Origin of the sequence: Pseudoalteromonas sp. MMG024, from assembly GCF_021654175.1 — a bacterium.
Classification (GTDB): Bacteria; Pseudomonadota; Gammaproteobacteria; order Enterobacterales; family Alteromonadaceae; genus Pseudoalteromonas.
The window spans coordinates 74,130-90,969 of the sequence record NZ_JAKFZO010000002.1 but is presented as its reverse complement, the minus strand read 5'-3'; the positions used below and the strand labels follow the sequence as shown (position 1 = coordinate 90,969).

Annotated in this window: 16 protein-coding genes; 7 read left to right on the top strand and 9 right to left on the bottom strand. The window is 39.2% G+C overall.

All coding sequences use genetic code 11. From position 1 onward, the window contains the following. Positions 1–13 precede the first annotated feature (13 nt). Entirely contained in the window at positions 14–997 is a 984-nt protein-coding gene (locus L1068_RS02195) for a sugar transferase (RefSeq protein ID WP_237128865.1), read from the bottom strand. Positions 998–1,386: 389 nt separating this feature from the next. Here L1068_RS02195 and L1068_RS02190 point away from each other — a divergent pair, with 389 nt between their 5' ends. Genes L1068_RS02190 through L1068_RS02180 form a run of 3 tightly spaced genes read left to right on the top strand, consistent with a single transcriptional unit; the run spans position 1,387 to position 5,120 of the window. Then, entirely contained in the window at positions 1,387–2,523 is a 1,137-nt protein-coding gene (locus tag L1068_RS02190) for a hypothetical protein (protein WP_237128864.1), read from the top strand. Beyond that, positions 2,517–3,041, top strand: coding sequence for a polysaccharide biosynthesis/export family protein (locus L1068_RS02185; RefSeq protein WP_237128863.1), 525 nt, complete (start codon positions 2,517–2,519; stop codon positions 3,039–3,041). Before L1068_RS02190 ends, L1068_RS02185 begins: the two co-directional genes overlap by 7 nt. Continuing rightward, positions 3,042–5,120 (top strand): polysaccharide biosynthesis tyrosine autokinase, encoded by a 2,079-nt coding sequence (locus L1068_RS02180; protein ID WP_237128862.1) that lies wholly within the window; start codon positions 3,042–3,044, stop codon positions 5,118–5,120. Between the two features lie 208 nt (positions 5,121–5,328). Here the strand turns inward: L1068_RS02180 and L1068_RS02175 are convergent, their stop codons facing one another. Beyond that, entirely contained in the window at positions 5,329–5,805 is a 477-nt protein-coding gene (locus tag L1068_RS02175) for an NYN domain-containing protein (protein WP_237128861.1), read from the bottom strand. A gap of 101 nt (positions 5,806–5,906) precedes the next feature. On the opposite strand from L1068_RS02175, the gene dbpA reads away from it, so the two are divergent. After that, positions 5,907–7,307 carry an ATP-dependent RNA helicase DbpA gene (gene dbpA / locus L1068_RS02170; protein WP_237128860.1) on the top strand — a complete coding sequence of 467 codons (1,401 nt, stop codon included), beginning with the start codon at positions 5,907–5,909 and terminating at the stop codon, positions 7,305–7,307. 123 nt (positions 7,308–7,430) lie between these two features. On the opposite strand, the gene L1068_RS02165 is transcribed toward dbpA, so the two are convergent. The 5 genes from L1068_RS02165 to L1068_RS02145 form a co-directional block, all read right to left on the bottom strand. Continuing rightward, positions 7,431–8,357 carry a hypothetical protein gene (locus tag L1068_RS02165; protein ID WP_237128859.1) on the bottom strand — a complete coding sequence of 309 codons (927 nt, stop codon included), beginning with the start codon at positions 8,355–8,357 and terminating at the stop codon, positions 7,431–7,433. Positions 8,358–8,376: 19 nt separating this feature from the next. Beyond that, on the bottom strand, positions 8,377–8,688 hold the full coding sequence (locus L1068_RS02160; RefSeq protein ID WP_237128858.1) for a hypothetical protein: 312 nt from the start codon (positions 8,686–8,688) through the stop codon (positions 8,377–8,379). 367 nt (positions 8,689–9,055) lie between these two features. After that, positions 9,056–9,787, bottom strand: a complete 732-nt coding sequence (locus tag L1068_RS02155) for a transporter substrate-binding domain-containing protein (protein ID WP_237128857.1) — start codon at positions 9,785–9,787, stop codon at positions 9,056–9,058. A 325-nt stretch (positions 9,788–10,112) separates the two neighbouring features. After that, a complete protein-coding gene (locus tag L1068_RS02150; protein ID WP_237128856.1) occupies positions 10,113–10,268 on the bottom strand; it encodes a DUF2986 domain-containing protein in 156 nt (51 codons plus the stop codon). Between the two features lie 62 nt (positions 10,269–10,330). Further along, positions 10,331–11,281, bottom strand: a complete 951-nt coding sequence (locus tag L1068_RS02145) for an endonuclease/exonuclease/phosphatase family protein (RefSeq protein WP_237128855.1) — start codon at positions 11,279–11,281, stop codon at positions 10,331–10,333. Between the two features lie 272 nt (positions 11,282–11,553). Here L1068_RS02145 and yegD point away from each other — a divergent pair, with 272 nt between their 5' ends. Both yegD and L1068_RS02135 read left to right on the top strand, forming a co-directional pair. Then, entirely contained in the window at positions 11,554–12,918 is a 1,365-nt protein-coding gene (yegD, locus tag L1068_RS02140; protein WP_237128854.1) for a molecular chaperone, read from the top strand. Between the two features lie 225 nt (positions 12,919–13,143). Then, complete coding sequence (locus L1068_RS02135) at positions 13,144–13,479, top strand: hypothetical protein (protein WP_237128853.1); 336 nt, start codon at positions 13,144–13,146, stop codon at positions 13,477–13,479. Here L1068_RS02135 and L1068_RS02130 read toward each other — a convergent pair whose 3' ends face one another. Next, the gene (locus tag L1068_RS02130) at positions 13,480–14,169 is read right to left on the bottom strand and encodes a pirin family protein (protein ID WP_237128852.1); all 690 of its coding nucleotides are present in this window, start codon (positions 14,167–14,169) and stop codon (positions 13,480–13,482) included. It abuts the gene before it with no gap. 113 nt (positions 14,170–14,282) lie between these two features. Here L1068_RS02130 and L1068_RS02125 point away from each other — a divergent pair, with 113 nt between their 5' ends. Then, positions 14,283–15,179 (top strand): LysR family transcriptional regulator, encoded by an 897-nt coding sequence (locus tag L1068_RS02125; protein ID WP_237128851.1) that lies wholly within the window; start codon positions 14,283–14,285, stop codon positions 15,177–15,179. Between the two features lie 36 nt (positions 15,180–15,215). On the opposite strand, the gene nhaD is transcribed toward L1068_RS02125, so the two are convergent. Further along, positions 15,216–16,628 carry a sodium:proton antiporter NhaD gene (nhaD, locus tag L1068_RS02120; RefSeq protein ID WP_237129087.1) on the bottom strand — a complete coding sequence of 471 codons (1,413 nt, stop codon included), beginning with the start codon at positions 16,626–16,628 and terminating at the stop codon, positions 15,216–15,218. Positions 16,629–16,840 lie beyond the last annotated feature (212 nt).

Sequence of the window (16,840 nt, the reverse complement as noted above, 5' to 3'; positions counted from 1 at the left end):
TGCCTTCAACCCCTTATCTCCCCATGCCAAAAAGTACAGTCGGGATTGTTTTAAGCATGATTTTTATATCAAACCATAGGCTCTGATGTTTAATATAATGCACATCATATTTATGTTTCCAGATTGCATCGTCAATGGAGGAGCCATATTGATAACACACTTGGGCATGACCCGTAATGCCCGGTTTAATGGCATGTCGAAAACGATAATAGGGGATGTGTTGTTCAAGATCTTTGATAAACACTTCGCGTTCAGGACGAGGGCCTACCATTGACATATCACCATTTAATACATTGAAAAGCTGAGGTAACTCATCAATGCGAGTGGCCCTAATAAAGCGACCCACTCGCGTTATACGAACATCATTACTTTTCGCCCATTGAGGACCATTTTTTTCTGCATCGATACGCATCGAACGGAATTTATATACGTTATATTCTCGATTGTATTGTCCAACACGGAGTTGGCGGTAGAAAGTGGGGCCTTTACTTTCAAGGCGAATGGCAAGTGCAGCTAACAGCATGACCGGAAATGTAAAAGTGAGTAGCAATAGTGCAATCAGTTTATCCATAAAAGACTTTATGAATTGTGACTTTTTACACCACAACATTCCGATAGCTTCTTCATTGATAAAATATTGTGTGCTTAGAAGTGACACTTCCGTATAACCAAGCTGTTTGTCTAAAAAAGCGGTGAGTTGCTCAACACGGGCGCCTTGCGATGCAGCATGTAATAAAAAATCTTTCTGCGATGCACAAAGATCTTCCATGCCATAAAATAAGATGGTTTTACCGTCGAAGTTATTAAGCTGAAAATCGTTAAAAATACAATTGAAAGGTAAATTATTAGCCGTTGTTAAAATGTTTTCAATATGCCTTTTAGGGCAATAAATGAAATATGTGTTTTTATATTTAGTGAGATTTTTTTTCTTATTCTGCAGAACCTCATTGGGTTCATTAGCAGCTTCTAAGTTTTTTGTTATTATATCGAATGACATACTACCTACCACATGACCTAAATAATGACATTCCGTGACGACAAATAACTCCTTTGTGTAATTCCCTCTATTATTACCTTAAACTATTACTAAAGTATTAAATTCGAAGTCATCATATTGGAAACAGAACGTAACTTCCAGTAACTTTTTATTTACTATTTTAACAGTATTGTTAGCGGGAGAATACAAAGGTACGATTTTAGTATTGGTTTTTTGGGGTTTGAGCTTGTGCGCATGTAAAAATGTAACTATATGTACATATAGTTGATTCAGAATAAAAATATTGATTTTTTGTTAATCTCGTGTATTTTTATTGAAAGTTGCTGGGATGCGTTGAAACAATCTCAATAAAGTTTTGATTACACTATTTTTGCAGTAAAGAGTATTCAATGACCCAAAAACCGCTATTTTCCTTGTCACTTGCTTTCGTGTTAATGATGCCTGTTATCGTAAAAGCAAATGACTGGCACCAATCTAAGAATGACGTAGGTGTATCTGTTGCAACTAAAGTTACCGACAACCTTTACTATCAAGAGAGTAACCCACAGTCATCGTTTTCATCAGTGCTGCAATTGGGTTATGACAGAGTCGCGTTATTTGAAGGCTTTGGTATTCATATCCCTTTCGAGTTAACGCAAAAAAATTATTTTTCTGAATCTTCCCTAAACCATTTTGATTACAAATTCACGCCAGCATTAAATATATTTTTATCAGAGCAATCAGACATTACGTTTAAAGCAAATGCCTATCAAGCGCAGAAAATAAAAGGTGAAGAAAATGCCGAATTTTTACCAGAGTTTGCAGATTATGTTGATGAGCAAGCGCACTCTGCTGCATTGAATTTAGGTTTAGGGCGTGCCCCTGAAAAGCAATATTTGAATATTGAGATCGCAACGAAACAATACCAGCAAGCGTTTGAAGACTTAACGTTGTCTCAAACAGAGTCGAAAGTTATATCAGCGCGTTATGGACATAAAATTTCTGAAGATAGTTACGCATTAGCAGATGGTACCTACAAAGATGAACAACGTGATGACTTAACATCTTCGTTGGTAGAATTAGGCTTTGGGTTATATACGCGTTTAGGTGGTTCACATCAGTTTAATATTGTTGTTGGATACTTTGAGCGAACGGGCGATACCGCAAGTGATGGCTATTATTGGTTGCTCAGCGACAAATGGCGTTTATCTGATGAGCTTGAACTAACATTCCTATCAGAGCAACACTCTGAAGTGTCACTTTCTCAACAATCCCTTACTCAATTAACTACAGAGAATGATATTTCATTGCAGTACCAATTAAGTAATGCACATTATATTCGTTTATCACTTGCACAAATTGACCAAACGTTTGACCAATCAGATGGGTTTCACAAACGTCAGGTGGCATCATTCGATTGGCAATGGCGACCGTATGAAGGGTTTGATGTGGATACATCACTGGCACTTGAACGTATCGACACAAGCTTGCTTGATAAGCATGTCACCCAACAGAGTGCGCAAGTTGCAATGGAGTATTTATGGTAGTTAACAAGTTACTATGTGCGTTCATTTTCTCTTTTTTATTCAGTGTTACATGCGATGCAAATGAACAAATCTACCGCTTTGGGCCGGGTGACACCATAAGAGTATCAGTATACTTGGAAAGTGACTTGTATTTTGAAGGTCAAATATCACAACAGGGCAGTATTGATTTCCCATTATTAGGGAGTTTGACTCTCAAGGGGTTAACACAACAAGAAGCAAAGCATTTCATTGAGCAGCAATTAAAAAATGGGTATTTAGTATCTCCCAATGTCTCCGTTAGAATCATAAATTATCGCCCTTTTTTCATTTATGGTGAAGTGCGAAAACCCGGTAGCTACCCTTATCAGCCCAACATCACTTTAGAGCAGGCAATTGTTTTAGCTGGTGGATTAAAAGATCGGGCATCGCGTGAACAATGGACCATTCAACGGGGTGAAAAATCCAATATTTTCAAAGCCTCAGCTGACAGTATTGTGCAACCTGGTGATGTGATTAAGGTTGAAAAGAGTTTCTTTTAAATGAATAAGCCAACAAATGTTTCGTCAAATAATGTAGATACAAGTATTAATGTAGGCGATTTACTAGGTTTACTTTGGGTCAAAAAATGGGTGATCATTTTAATGACGGGCAGTGTGTTCTTACTGGGGCTGCTATTTATATCTAAATTGCCAGATGTTTACCGCGCGTCTACCACCATTATGGTGAAAGCTGAGCGAACCGATAATCCACTACAAACACTTGTGACGGGTCAAATAGGCATCCAAGAAGAGCTCGATACGACCATAAAACTCATTAAATCCATTCAATTTGCAAATGTACTCATTGATAAAATTAAGCAGCAATATAGTAATGGACTTCAATATGACAAAGTACTTAATGATGAAAAAGAGTTTCTGAAAGTATTGAGTATTCAACCAGTCCCCAATACGCATATGCTTGAGTTGTCATTTGAACACACTGATGCCAAGTTTGCTGCTTTTGTCGTGAATCTGATCGCCACGAGCTTTATTGAATACGAATTATCTTTGATGCAACCCCATGCAGATAAGAGTGATGAGTGGATCCGAACCAAAATCCAAGAGGTAAAAGACAAGCTTGATGAAGAAGAAAGTAAACTAAATGACTTTCGCCAAAATAACAATATTGTTGATATTGTGAGTTTTGTCAGTCTAGCAAAACAAGATATATCTCAATTACATGAGCAAAAAAGAGCGTTAACTTTAGAAGCTGAAAAGTTAGCAAGAGTGATCAACACATTAGCAAATCATGCAAACCCAGATAGCGCATTGGTTATTTCGCAATGGAGTGACGTAGAAACCCTTAAAATATTGTCCAAGCAGCAAGCCAAACTTGAAACTGAACTTTCGCAAATAAAGCTTCGTTACCTTGAAAAACACCCTAAATACAAAGCAAAAGTAACCGAAATTGAAGGTACTCGACAGCAACTTGCATTGGAGTTTGAAAAATTATCGGATGGGCTCAAGCATAAACTAAGCGAAATAAATCAATCCATTAAAAGTTTGGATTTAAACCGCATTGCGGCAGAGCAGCAATTAGAACAAGCCATATTAAAAAACTTAGCATTCGAAAAAATTAAGCGCAGCGTCTCGGCGACAACGCAACTTTTAGAGTCAATAACGGCTAAACAAAAGGAAGTCGAATTATTCAAAGATATTCACCACGCAAGTAGTATTATTATTGTTGATCCTGCCTTAGAACCAGAAAAACCGGTTAGACCCAAGCGTATTTTACTTGCAGCTGTCGTATTCTTTATTGGCTTAGCGTTATCTTTACTTGTTATCTTTATCGCTAAGATCCTCGGTAACAGTCATAAAAAATATTACCAATTAGTACGTGCGTACGATTTAGATGTACTGGGTGAATTGCCCGTTGTGAGTCGCTTTCGCCGCTATAAACGCGGGCATATATTTAGCAATGAAAATGAGGGAGACTATCGATTATTTGAAGAATGTATCCGTTCTATACGCACGAGAATGTTGCTCAGTGATGGTAATGAACAAGATAAAATTATCGCAATTAGCTCGCTTGAGCCAGGTGAGGGTAAATCAAATTTTGCACTATTACTGGCTAAGTCTATCTCTGAAGTGGAAGATGTGATTGTTATCGATGCCGATCTGAGAGAGCATTCGATAACAGTAAAGCTGGGTTATGAACCAAGTCACCCAGGACTCACAAATTTCCTAGCAAAAACCCACTCATTCGAGCAGTGCGTTATAAAGGATCCTACCCTTAAAGCTGACGTGTTTGCCAGTGGTATTTTACCTAAAAAGCCACAGTTATTTTTATCTTTGAGCCGCTTTGAAAGTATGCTGAAGGCGCTGAGTAAAAAGTACGACCGCGTTATTCTGAATTGTCCGCCACTTTTTTTTGCTTCAGACATTATGCTGATCAGTAAACATGTAAATACCATTAACTTAATAGTAGATGTTCAAAAACATACCGTTACAGAGCTTGAAAATGAATTAGATCAGTTGGTGTATACAAAAAGCAAAGTAAATAGTGTGATATTCAACAAAATAAAGGTAGAGCACAAAAACTATTATCGCCGCGTAAAACACCCTAAAAATAAGAAATAAGATAGGGTCTGTTGATCTTTGCTGTTCTATTTTTATTCTTTTGAGCGTGCTTTTATCACGGCGCTCAATGAGTGGCCTAGCAATCAAAGCGAATATCGAGCAACTCTACCGTGTATTGCTAACGCCCATTATTTGCATCCATGCAGGCAACAATGAGAAAAGCGTGCTCAAAAGAATCGTTCGGCAGGACGTAAAAGGTCAACAGAGCCTATTTAAGTAAAAGCCCCTCTTTAATCGGTTGAAAACGACTGGCACTGTAAATGAGAGACTGTGCGGTGAGTTTTTCAACACCATATACCCAAGTTTCAATACCATGTTTAGATGCGATTTTTTGCAGTAATAAATCAAAATCCCCATCGCCAGAGAGTAAACACACCACATCAACATTTGGCGCATGTTCTAATACATCAATGGTAATACCTACATCCCAATCGCCTTTTGCTGAGCCATCAGCGCGTTGAATAAAGGGCTTTAGTTTTACGTCAAAGCCAATGTGCTTAAGTGCTTTTTGAAATTTATGTTGTTGGTCGTCTTGGCGCGAGATTGCGTATGCATTGGCGAGTACAATCTCTCCTTGATTAGATAATTGTTGCCATAACTCACGGTAATTAAACTGGCGTTGATAGGCTTGACGTGTGGTGTAGTAGATATTTTGAATGTCTACAAAGAGCGCGATTTTTTTCAAAGTGATTAGTTCATTTAATTGTTTGTCACACTATAGCAAGCAAAGTTTGAGACTAACAGTGATGGCATGCTGTGATATACTTCTCTTTTTGCAATATTTGAGTGTTCGCTTTGTCTTCAACTTCTTGTTTTTCAACTACGGTGTTATCGCCCGCGCTTTTAGAAAACTTAACCAGTTTAGGTTATACCACAATGACCGATATTCAGGCGCAAACCTTGCCGCTTATTCTTGCGGGCAAAGATGTGATTGGGCAGGGCAAAACAGGTTCGGGTAAAACGGCTGCGTTTTCACTTGGCTTGTTGCATAACTTAAATGTGAAACGTTTTCGCGTGCAAGCAGTGGTTGTGTGCCCAACACGTGAACTTGCCGATCAAGTGGCAGTAGAAATAAGAAAACTCGCGCGTACTATTCACAATATTAAAGTGCTTGCGTTATGTGGTGGCGCACCGATGGGGCCGCAAATTGGTTCTCTCGAACATGGCGCCCACATTGTGGTTGGTACGCCAGGTCGTATTGAAGAACACTTGCGAAAAGGGCGCTTAATCTTAGATGAAGTCAATACCTTTGTGCTTGATGAAGCCGATCGTATGCTAGAAATGGGGTTTGAAGAGTCGCTTAATTGCATTATTGAGCACTTACCAACAGCAAGACAAAATTTATTATTTAGTGCCACTTACCCAGCTAAAATCGAGCAGTTAGCACAGCATGTGATGGTTAATCCTGAAAAAATTGTAGTAGAAGCAACACACGATCACAGCTCAATTAGCCAATACTTTTATGAAGTCGAGAATAACGATGCACGCTTAGATGCAGTGAATCGCCTATTACTTAAGTTTCAGCCAAAATCAGCCGTGGTGTTTTGTAATACCAAAAATGAATGCCAAAGTGTGTGCGATGACCTAAGCCAATTTGGCTTTGATAGTGCTGCGCTACATGGTGATTTAGAACAAAAAGATCGTGACCGTACTTTAGTGCGCTTTGCTAACAAGAGTTTAACGATTTTGGTTGCAACCGATGTTGCGGCCCGTGGTATTGATGTTGACCATGTTGATATGGTGGTGAATTACCACATTGCCCACGATCCTGAAGTGCATGTTCACCGAATTGGCCGTACAGGCCGTGCTGGTAATAAAGGTATTGCCTGTTCACTTATGAGTTATAAAGAATCCCATAAAGTGAATGCGTTAGAAGACTATTTAAAGATGGAAGCGTTGCCAACTGATTTGCCAGGCGATGAAGTATTTGCAAACGCGATTGAGCGCGCGCCAAATATTACGCTGCAAATCGATGGTGGTAAAAAAGCAAAACTTCGCCCGGGCGATATTCTGGGGGCGCTTACATCGAACAGCGCAATTACCGGTGAACACATTGGTAAAATTAAAGTAACGGCGATGACATCGTATGTCGCAGTAACACGAAAAATTGCTAATACGGCTGTAAAAACCATTAGCGAAGGCAAAATGAAAGGCCGTAACTTTAGAGTACGCAAAGTCACTAAGTAGTCGTACTCAATCTGTTATACAGGTGTGTGACAAAGTCACACACCTTTAAAATACGCGCGCATGTTAATAATTGTTTTCGCTAATCTATCTAATCGCTTAGCGTTATATTTTATAAAAAGACTGCTAATGATAGAGCGTACCGTTTTTATAAATATCGGTTGACCACTGCTCCAGCAGTTCACTCGCTTTATCATGCTCTTCAGCAGAGAGCTTATCGTACTGTCTGTTAACGAACCGAGAGAAGCGATTATAAATTTCGTCATTGTTGGTAAATTGGGTGATCAATTGGTTTAGAGCAAATGACTTAACATGACCAAATTTGCCCGCGTTTTGTGAGTGATGCAGATTCGACAATTGAATTAATGCATCAATACTGCCTTTTTTACCCGCTTGCTCCAATAGCGCTAGTTTTTGTGTCGTAAATGCATTGCGCGTTGCAATATAATCATCGCGCGATAATGATGCATAGCCTTGTGATTGCATGTAAAACTCAGTAGTGACGCGACCTAATGTTTCCTGCGCAGGCACAAATCCTTGATTTGCTGAAGTTTCTAAGTAGGTGTAAAAGGTGTTTAAGTTTTCTGACTCAAGCCCCTGGCAATAACTATATTGCTCCTCGACTCGCTCAATTGCCACAGTGCTGTCTGTAAATTGGTAGGCTTGCTCAAGCTTGTCTTCAAACATTTGCTCATTTAACGGTGCGAATAAACAATAACGAAAATTACGGGCAAGAAGGTAACTCGCTTCAGCGTCCCCTGATTTTGCACGTAACTTTAATGCGCTTAACTGGCTTTTTATACCACCTTCAAAACGCCATTGTGGTTTGGTAATTTCAATTAAATGGCCTTGCTTGGTGTGCTTTGATTGTGTGGGTAACGCGTTAGTAATAGGATGAGGTGTGGTGATTTTTTCATGCTCAAACCGTTTAATGTTCTGCTGCGTTTTAAGTGATGTATTTGTGATATCTTGCGTTGTGTTTTCGCCGTTTAAAAACAAAATAAGCGAAGTCACAACGCACAGAGAAATTGCAATATAAGTAAATGCTTTCATAGTCACCAATTAAGAAGCGCTAGTTCTTTTTGCATTTAATGGTTGTTGGCGCGACAGAACGACTGCTTATGTTATTTTGATGTGATTGATATTTAGTCCAACCAAGTGGGCATTGTGTCGCATCAAGTTCAACAATGGTGTTTTTTGGCAGCAAACGTGACTGTTTGCTTAATGTTTCAATCACTTTTTCTAATTTAACAATTTTTCGCTCTAAACAACGCGTTTGTTCTTTAGCGCTGAGTTTTACAGAGCAGTCTTCTGCACTTGCACTCATCGAGTATGTAACAAAAAACAGATTGATTACTAAGAGGGGAGTCAGTTTAAGTCTCATTTTAATGTCCTTTTATTGTGATACTGTTAATTTTTTAATTTCGCGCATGTGCTAAGCCCTGCTCAAATCCGATTACAAAAGGTTCGATAGCAAAACCAATTAATAAACATAATGAGGCAGTTAACATCATATTGCGGTTATTTTTCTTGTACCCAATTCTAAAGAGCACAGCAAACATAACGAGCGTAAAAATTTCAACGTATTGCAAGGTCAAACCCTTTTGAAGTTAAAATAATATGCTTTATGGGCATTCTATATAATTGATATACTTATCAAATTTAAAGGCGCTTTACTATAAACTCATCACAATAAGTGTTAACAAATGTGTATTGCCGTGAAGGGGGATTGCTGTCGCGGTAAGTTGCAATTATAAGCCATGTTTTTGATTGTACGCTTTTAATGCATTTCTAACTTTCTCTACTAATGCTTTATCTGTTTTATTACTAAACGCTAAGCATCCTTCGGCGTCACTGGCCTTGGTTACCTCAATCAGCTTTTCGATTTCGGACTCTGTATGATTAAAATGACGCAGATTCTCTGACATTTCCCACTCCGTTTGTAATACCAAGTCGACACGTCCTGCAAAAAACTTTCGTGCGCCTGCGTAAGGATCGCTCGTTACATCGAGGTTAACGCCATTTTTGAAGCCATTTGCCAGTAAATACTCATGATCAGATTCGCCCTTTTCGATGGATGTAACATAGCGCTTGGCGTGTTCAAGTGTGGTTATATTTATTTCTTTGCGCTTCGCTAACTTGTAAAAATTAACTTTAACTGGACCAATAAGCGGACAAACCCATTGAAACAAATTTTCGCGCTCTTTTGTTTTAAGAATGGTATAAATAAGGGTGTTTTCGTCGTTAGCGGTTAAAATCATAGAACGGGCCCACGGGTAAGACGTAATTTGGTACTCAACATCAATACTGTCTAAAATAGCTTTAACGCGTTCAGTCGCGCGACCAACCACTTCACCGTGCTCATTTGTATAATTATATGGTCGCCACTCTTCGGTAACCACATTGAGCTTTGCACTTGCCGCTACATACAGCGAAAACGTGCAAAGTATTAAACAAACATTACAAATAGCTATTCGATACAAACTCGTACCCACTCCATGCGTTATGTGTTTAATAACCTACTTTTCAGTTAAAAACAGTTTTATATTCAATTATATAACAATTAAATGTTTTTAGTGTTTGGCATATAAATGTTTTTAGTGTTTGGCATAATTTAACTATTATTCTCATTATTAATATATAACGTAGTTAAATCTAAATAAACCGACAAAATACTTATTTAATGTGTTACTTCTTTGTTTCTGTATTCGGTGCGTTTAACGCTTTGCTGCACACGAGAGTTACTTTATTTTATTGCTGTTTAAAAAGCCCAATATCAACAATGTAGAGCGTGTTTTACTTTACGCTCTAGTCTTCTGACTGAACGCTGTTAGGTGCTGATTGTGTCAGTTTTTCACGCTCTGCTTTAGATATGTACTTAGGTTTATTACTTTTATTCAGCTTTTCATTTGCTTTCTTGTCTTTCTTTTTCAGCTTTTCATAAATTTTTTTGCGGCGGTTCATAGTATTCTCACTTAATAAATCGCCGCGGAGTTTAGCATAGTCTGCCATATCTCAATGTATTTTTATTGCTTTGGTAATACAATGTTATATTTCAACATAGCATGGTCACTACCTGGGATATATTGGGTGGTTAATGTATCGAGTAATAGTGAGTCACTTAACAAGCAGTGGTCAATGGTAAGTCCAAAAATCGAATATAACGGTTGCGGTAATTTAACAGGTGACCAAGATGCATAATGGCCAGCTAATTGATAGCAAGTGTTGAAACGCTCAACACGTGTAAAGTGTTGTGACAACGGTCCGGTATTAAAATCACCTAATACTAATGTGTGCTTGATGTCATGGGGTTGGTGTAATAGGTTTGTTAAATACAACATCATCATATTGCGTTTATGCCACAATTTTTGAGTACGCGGCGAGGGTGGGTGCAGCGCAAATACACGTAACTTTTCATGTCCTATGGCTAAATGCAGTTCGACAATGACACCCCGTACGCTGTTTTCAAAAACTGAGTGGGTGATACGTTGCAAAATTGGGAATTTAGTAATGATGCCGATACCATCTGGAAACCCTTCGATTTCGGCAGAGCCATAATCAAAGTAATCTCCACGCAGTGCGATAAAGCGTGCGCGATCCGTATCATTCACTTCAAATATTGCTGTTATATCGCTACCTTCGTTGACAAGTATGTTGTAAACGCCTTCAATATCTGCGTTGTAATAATTAAGGTTAAGCTGGCTTACCTTAATGCTGGGGTCGCTGTAGTAATTAAATGACGGAGTGATTGGTATATTAATAAGTAGTGTAGCGAATGTAATAACAGCGATGCTAGTTGCTAATTTTGGCTTTATAAAAAAGAGTATCAACGATAAGCAAAGGATTAGCATCAATAGATGTGGAATAAAACTTGTCGCTAAATCAAGCCAATAATAAGTGGCTGAAAGCGACGACATTGCAACTAGCGCCAACGCGAAGGCAACGCTGATAATTATAAGCAGTAAATATTTAACCATGATTACGCAAGGACAAGTAGCTTAACTCTTTCGGTAATTTAACTAATAGTATAGTAAGCATTTTCAACTTGTTATTTGCCGTATAATCGAGTTTTAAGTGAACAGTTCACAATTTAAATGTATTAAGAAATAAGCACATGTTAAAAACTAACGTCTTATTTAACTCACTAGAGCAGCTTTTATTGGATAATACACAATCAACTTTAAAAACCATGGTACTTGCTAACGCTCTGTGCTACTCTGCGCGACCTTTTTTTGCCTAGGAGTATGCGATGATTGTTGGTTTTGATTATGGTAGTTCAAATTGCGCTATGGGTGTTTTAGAGCAAAGTGTTCCTAAGCTTGTACCGCTAGAGAGTGGCAAACCGTATTTACCATCCACTTTATATGCACAGCACAACAGTTTAATTGTTGACTATGTTGCTAAAAATTTAGCTAAGGGCGACCTGGCTGAGACCTACTTTAGTCAACGAAAAGGACTGTTGGCTGGTATTCCTGCAATTCGCAGCGATCTTGACTTAGCAAATAATGAAAGCGGAATTTACATTGGGCGAGAAGCCATCGATGAGTATATCGAATTCCCCGAAGAAGGCTTTTACGTTAAATCTCCTAAATCATTTTTCGGTGCAACCGGATTAAAACCAGAGCAAATCGCATTTTTTGAAGACATTGCTACAGCCATGATTATGGCAATTAAAACCCGCGCCGAAAGCCATTTAAAACATAGTTTATCGCATACGGTAATAGGTCGCCCAGTTAACTTTCAAGCCGTTGGCGGAGAAGAAAGCAATCAACAAGCGATTGGTATATTAACCAAAGCAGCACAGCGAGCAGGGTTTAAACACGTAGAGTTCTTGTATGAGCCACTGGCTGCTGGTATCGACTTTGAAACCTCCCTCACTGAAAATACTAAAGTGTTGGTGGTTGATATTGGCGGTGGTACGTCGGATTGCTCATTTGTGCAAATGGGTCCATCGTTTCGCGAAAACCATGACCGCAGCAACGACTTTCTTTCGCATACAGGTAAACGTATTGGCGGAAATGATTTAGACATCGCCCTGAGTTTTCATAAATTGATGCCGCTATTTGGTTTAGGAACACAAATGAAAACGGGTTTACCTATGCCACATCCACTTTATTGGCAGGCGTGTAAAATCAACGATATTCATTTGCAAAGTGAGTTTTACAGCGATGCAAATCATCGCGAATTAACGCGTTTATTGCGTGATGTAGAGCAGCCTAATTTACTTTCGCGTTTAATTAAAGTGCTTGAGAATAAACAATCTCACCAAGTCGTTAGGCAAGGGGAGTTGGCGAAAATTGGGTTATCGGAACAGTGTACGCATTATGCAGATCTTTCGTTTGTTGAATCTGATTTTATGCAGTTAATTGAACATCATGATTTGAGCGATGCAATTAATGACAGTTTAAAGCAAATGGTGAATCTTGCGAACGACGCAATTTGTGCAGCCGGTACCCGCCCAGATGTGATTTATCTTACTGGCGGCAGTGCACAATCGCCATTACTAAAACAGGCATTACAACAGGCTTTGGGTGATATCCCAATGTTAAATGGTGACAACTTTGGCAGTGTAACTGCTGGCTTAACGAAGTGGGCGAATAAAATCTTTAAATAGCCCGGTTTTCCAAAGGTTAATCAGCTTAAAATTAGCGTTGCATAAGGATTTGTTGCGCTAATGCAAAAGCGACGCAACACTGCGTAATCATAAACACAATAACGCATTATGTTTTAAGTGACGTATTTCCTTGAAATTAGGTACACCCTTTGCTTATATTAAATTATTACAAATGGAGTCGCGCAATATTAAGCCAGTTGCTACCTAACTTATCAAGGATGACTTATGAATACGCCAGCACAAACCAATACTTCACACTCGTTGGTTAACCCCACCTTTCAACGCAAGCTCGATTGGGTAATTGTGTTGTTATTAACCGTTTTAATTATCGCAAATGCGTATCTTGCCCATTACGCCACAATAAACCATGGCGCATTTGATGTTCCCAGCAAGCAAATTGCGTTTATTCTTGGTACCACATTTGGTTTACCGTTTGTTGCAGTAGCAGCGACCTTGCTTTTTCCTTCAATGAGAATGCTTTCAACGCAAATAAAAGTGTTAACACTTACATCTGCAATTGTGTTTGTGTCAAACGTGCCGCTACTGGCATTGGCGTTTTAACTATTCGACGTGATTTATTACGACAAACTCGCTTAGTGTTTGTGCGCTAAAGGTCGCGTGTTTAGTACGTATAAGCGTGCCATCCGTTGCCACTATTTGTCGCTCGGTGGTTTCAACATCAAGGTTACCCTTATAGACATATGCTAATGTTTCAGTGTCAACACGGTAGCTTTCGCCAGCGGCGAGTTTAACGATGTAAATATGGGTTTTACTATCAAACGTAGCGTTTTGAGTTTTATCACCGCCGTAGATATGTGTAATGCCCTGTTTGTCTGTTTTATAGTATTTATACGCTGCAGGTTCGCCGAATGTTTCTGGTAACGCCCACAATTGTAATAAACGATTAGTTGACGAACTTGGGTTTATTTCATTGTGTGAGAAGCCTTCACCACCGGCGCGCTGTACTTGCGCATCACCCGCTTGCAAACTTTTACCGTGCTCTAATGAGCCTTCGTGGGTGACTTGCCCATCAAGCATGATAGTGATGACGTCTATCTCTTTATGGGGGTGCATTGTGGTTTCACCAAATGGGTTAAATTTGGCATCAGCCAAATAAACAAATTGACCCAGTCCTTCGAATGTTAACGGCGATTTACGTGAACCGAATAATCGACTATCCGTGACAAAACGGTGCTCAACTAAACCGGCAAAACCACCAAGTGGTAATTCATTACGTGTTAATACTTGCATGGTATTTCCTATTCATTTTCTGCTTCGATAGATACATAGTAGAATGTAATAATTGTTTTAAAAATACCTATTTGTGATTAAGATAAATTCATTTATAACAACAATAAAAATCAATGTTTAACTTAAATGATATGATGGTGTTTCTTGCTGTGGTAGAAAGCGGTGGCTTTACCGCAGCAGCACAAAGGTTAGCAATGCCTAAAGCTAACGTCAGTCGAAAAATAGCAAAGCTAGAGTCAACGTTAGGTATTACCTTACTTGAAAGAACCACGCGATCGCAAAAATTAACAGAAGCGGGCAAACACTATATAGCACACTGCAAACGTATATATGAAGAAGCAGCACTAGCCTATGCGGTTATTGATAAGGCACGAAATACGGTTTCTGGTGAAATAAAAATCGGCGCATCTGTGTCGATTTGTCAAGAGATTTTAAAGCCCAAGATCACTGAATTTTTATCTCAATATCCCGAGCTATCATTGCGACTTAATTTAACTAATCAACGTGTTGACTTAGTTGAAGGTGGATTTGATATGTTAGTGCGCATTGGTAAGCTTGACGATTCGAACTTAATAGCTAAAAAGTTAGGCTGCGCGACCCGAGGGTTGTACGCAAGTCCAAAATACTTAAGCGCGTTAGCAACTAAACCCGACATTAACTCTTTAAACACATTAAATTGGCTCGTAATAAGCAGCAGTATTAGCGTGTCGGGCATTACGCTATATAACAAACGTCAGACACAGGAAATTAGTTTTTCGCCTAAACTGGTTGCTGATGATTTTAGTGTGATTAAGCAAGCGTGTATCGACGGGCTAGGTATAACCGCCTTACCCAATTATATGTGTCAGGATGATTTAAACTCTGGGTGTTTGGTTAAGGTATTACCAAATTGGCAATTGACGCCGTCAGATATGTACGCGATTTATCCTAAAAACCGTATAAATTTACCAAAAATAAAAATATTACTGCAGTTTTTGGAAAGTGTATTTACTGAGAAGTTAGCGTGCTAGTAAAAAAAGGGAAGCATTTGCTTCCCTTAATGTGTGTTAGGTGTAAATGGTAAATAACTCAGAGTTAACCCATAAATGCACCAAAATACTTGCAGCATAACCCAGTGCAATCACTGGTGCCCATTTTAAATGACCAAAGAAGGTGTAGTAACCACGCGCCTGACCCATTAATGCCACACCCGCCGCAGAACCAATTGATAACAAGCTACCGCCCACGCCTGCTGTAAGCGTAATTAATAACCACTGACCGTGTGATAATTCAGGCGACATGGCAAGTACCGCAAACATGACAGGAATATTATCGATAACCGCAGAAATCATCCCCAGCAATACGTTTGCCGTCGTTGCTGACATACCGCCGTATAGCGCTTCAGACATTAATGTTAAATAGCCTAAGAAACCAAGGCCGCCAACACATACCACGATGCCGTAGAAGAATAATAAGGTGTCCCATTCTGCGCGTGATACTTTAGCAAATACATCAAACGGTACTACGCTACCCAGTGATTTTAAGCGTCTTTCATCGCCTTTACTTTCAGCAAGCGCTTTTTTACGTGCAAGAGAACCTGGTAATGTCATACGCAGGAAATAACCAAAGAATTGTAAATAACCAAGACCCATCATCATGCCAAGTACCGGTGGTAAGTGAAGTAAGCTATGACACAATACAGCTGTGGTTACGGTAAGTAAAAATAGGCATAATATGCGGATAGCACCGCGCTTTAGTTCAACATCCACTTGCGCTGCAGCTGGCTGTTTACGCTCAACAAAGAAGCTCATAATCGCAGCTGGTACAAGGTAATTAACTACTGACGGTAAGAATAACGCAAAGAATTCAAGGAATTCGACTTTGCCCGCTTGCCACACCATAAGTGTTGTAATATCGCCAAATGGACTAAATGCGCCACCCGCATTAGCTGCAATAACAATGTTAATACAGCATAAATTAATAAACTTCTTGTCGCCTTCAGCCACTTTCATTACAACAGCACACATGAGTAGTGCGGTGGTTAAGTTGTCTGCAATTGGTGAGATAAAGAATGACAACCAACCAGTTAACCAAAATAGCACAGGATAACTAAAGCCTTTACGGATCATCCACGCGCGCAATGCATCAAATACTCTGCGTTCTTCAAGTGCATTAATGTAGGTCATGGCAACTAACAAGAACAACATTAACTCGGCAAATTCTAGCAAGTTGTGTCTAAACGCTGCTTCAGTGATCCCTGGCAAGTCATTATTTACATAATAACTACCAATTAAAATCCAAATCAAACCTGCGGCAACCAGTACCGGCTTGGACTTGCGCATATGTAACTTTTCTTCAAGCATCACAAATGCGTATGCTAAAACGAAAATTGCGATACAGATGTAGCCCAGTGTGCTCGCAGTTAAATCAAGAGAAGAGCCGACCGAGGAGGCGGCCATTGAAGTCGGAGTAAACAGCATAAAGCTGAATAACAGTAGACACAAAAACAGCTTGTTATTCATGAGTGAAGCCTTGTATTAAAATTGCAGCGTTTGTTAAAAAGCGCGCGAACATTAACACAAATATTTAACAAGTTGCATAGTACAGAGGTCTAAGTGGCTAAAATATTGACAAATAGCGGAAATAGATCAAAAGAATGTGTGATTTATGAGTGCTACGCTAAGTTGACGAG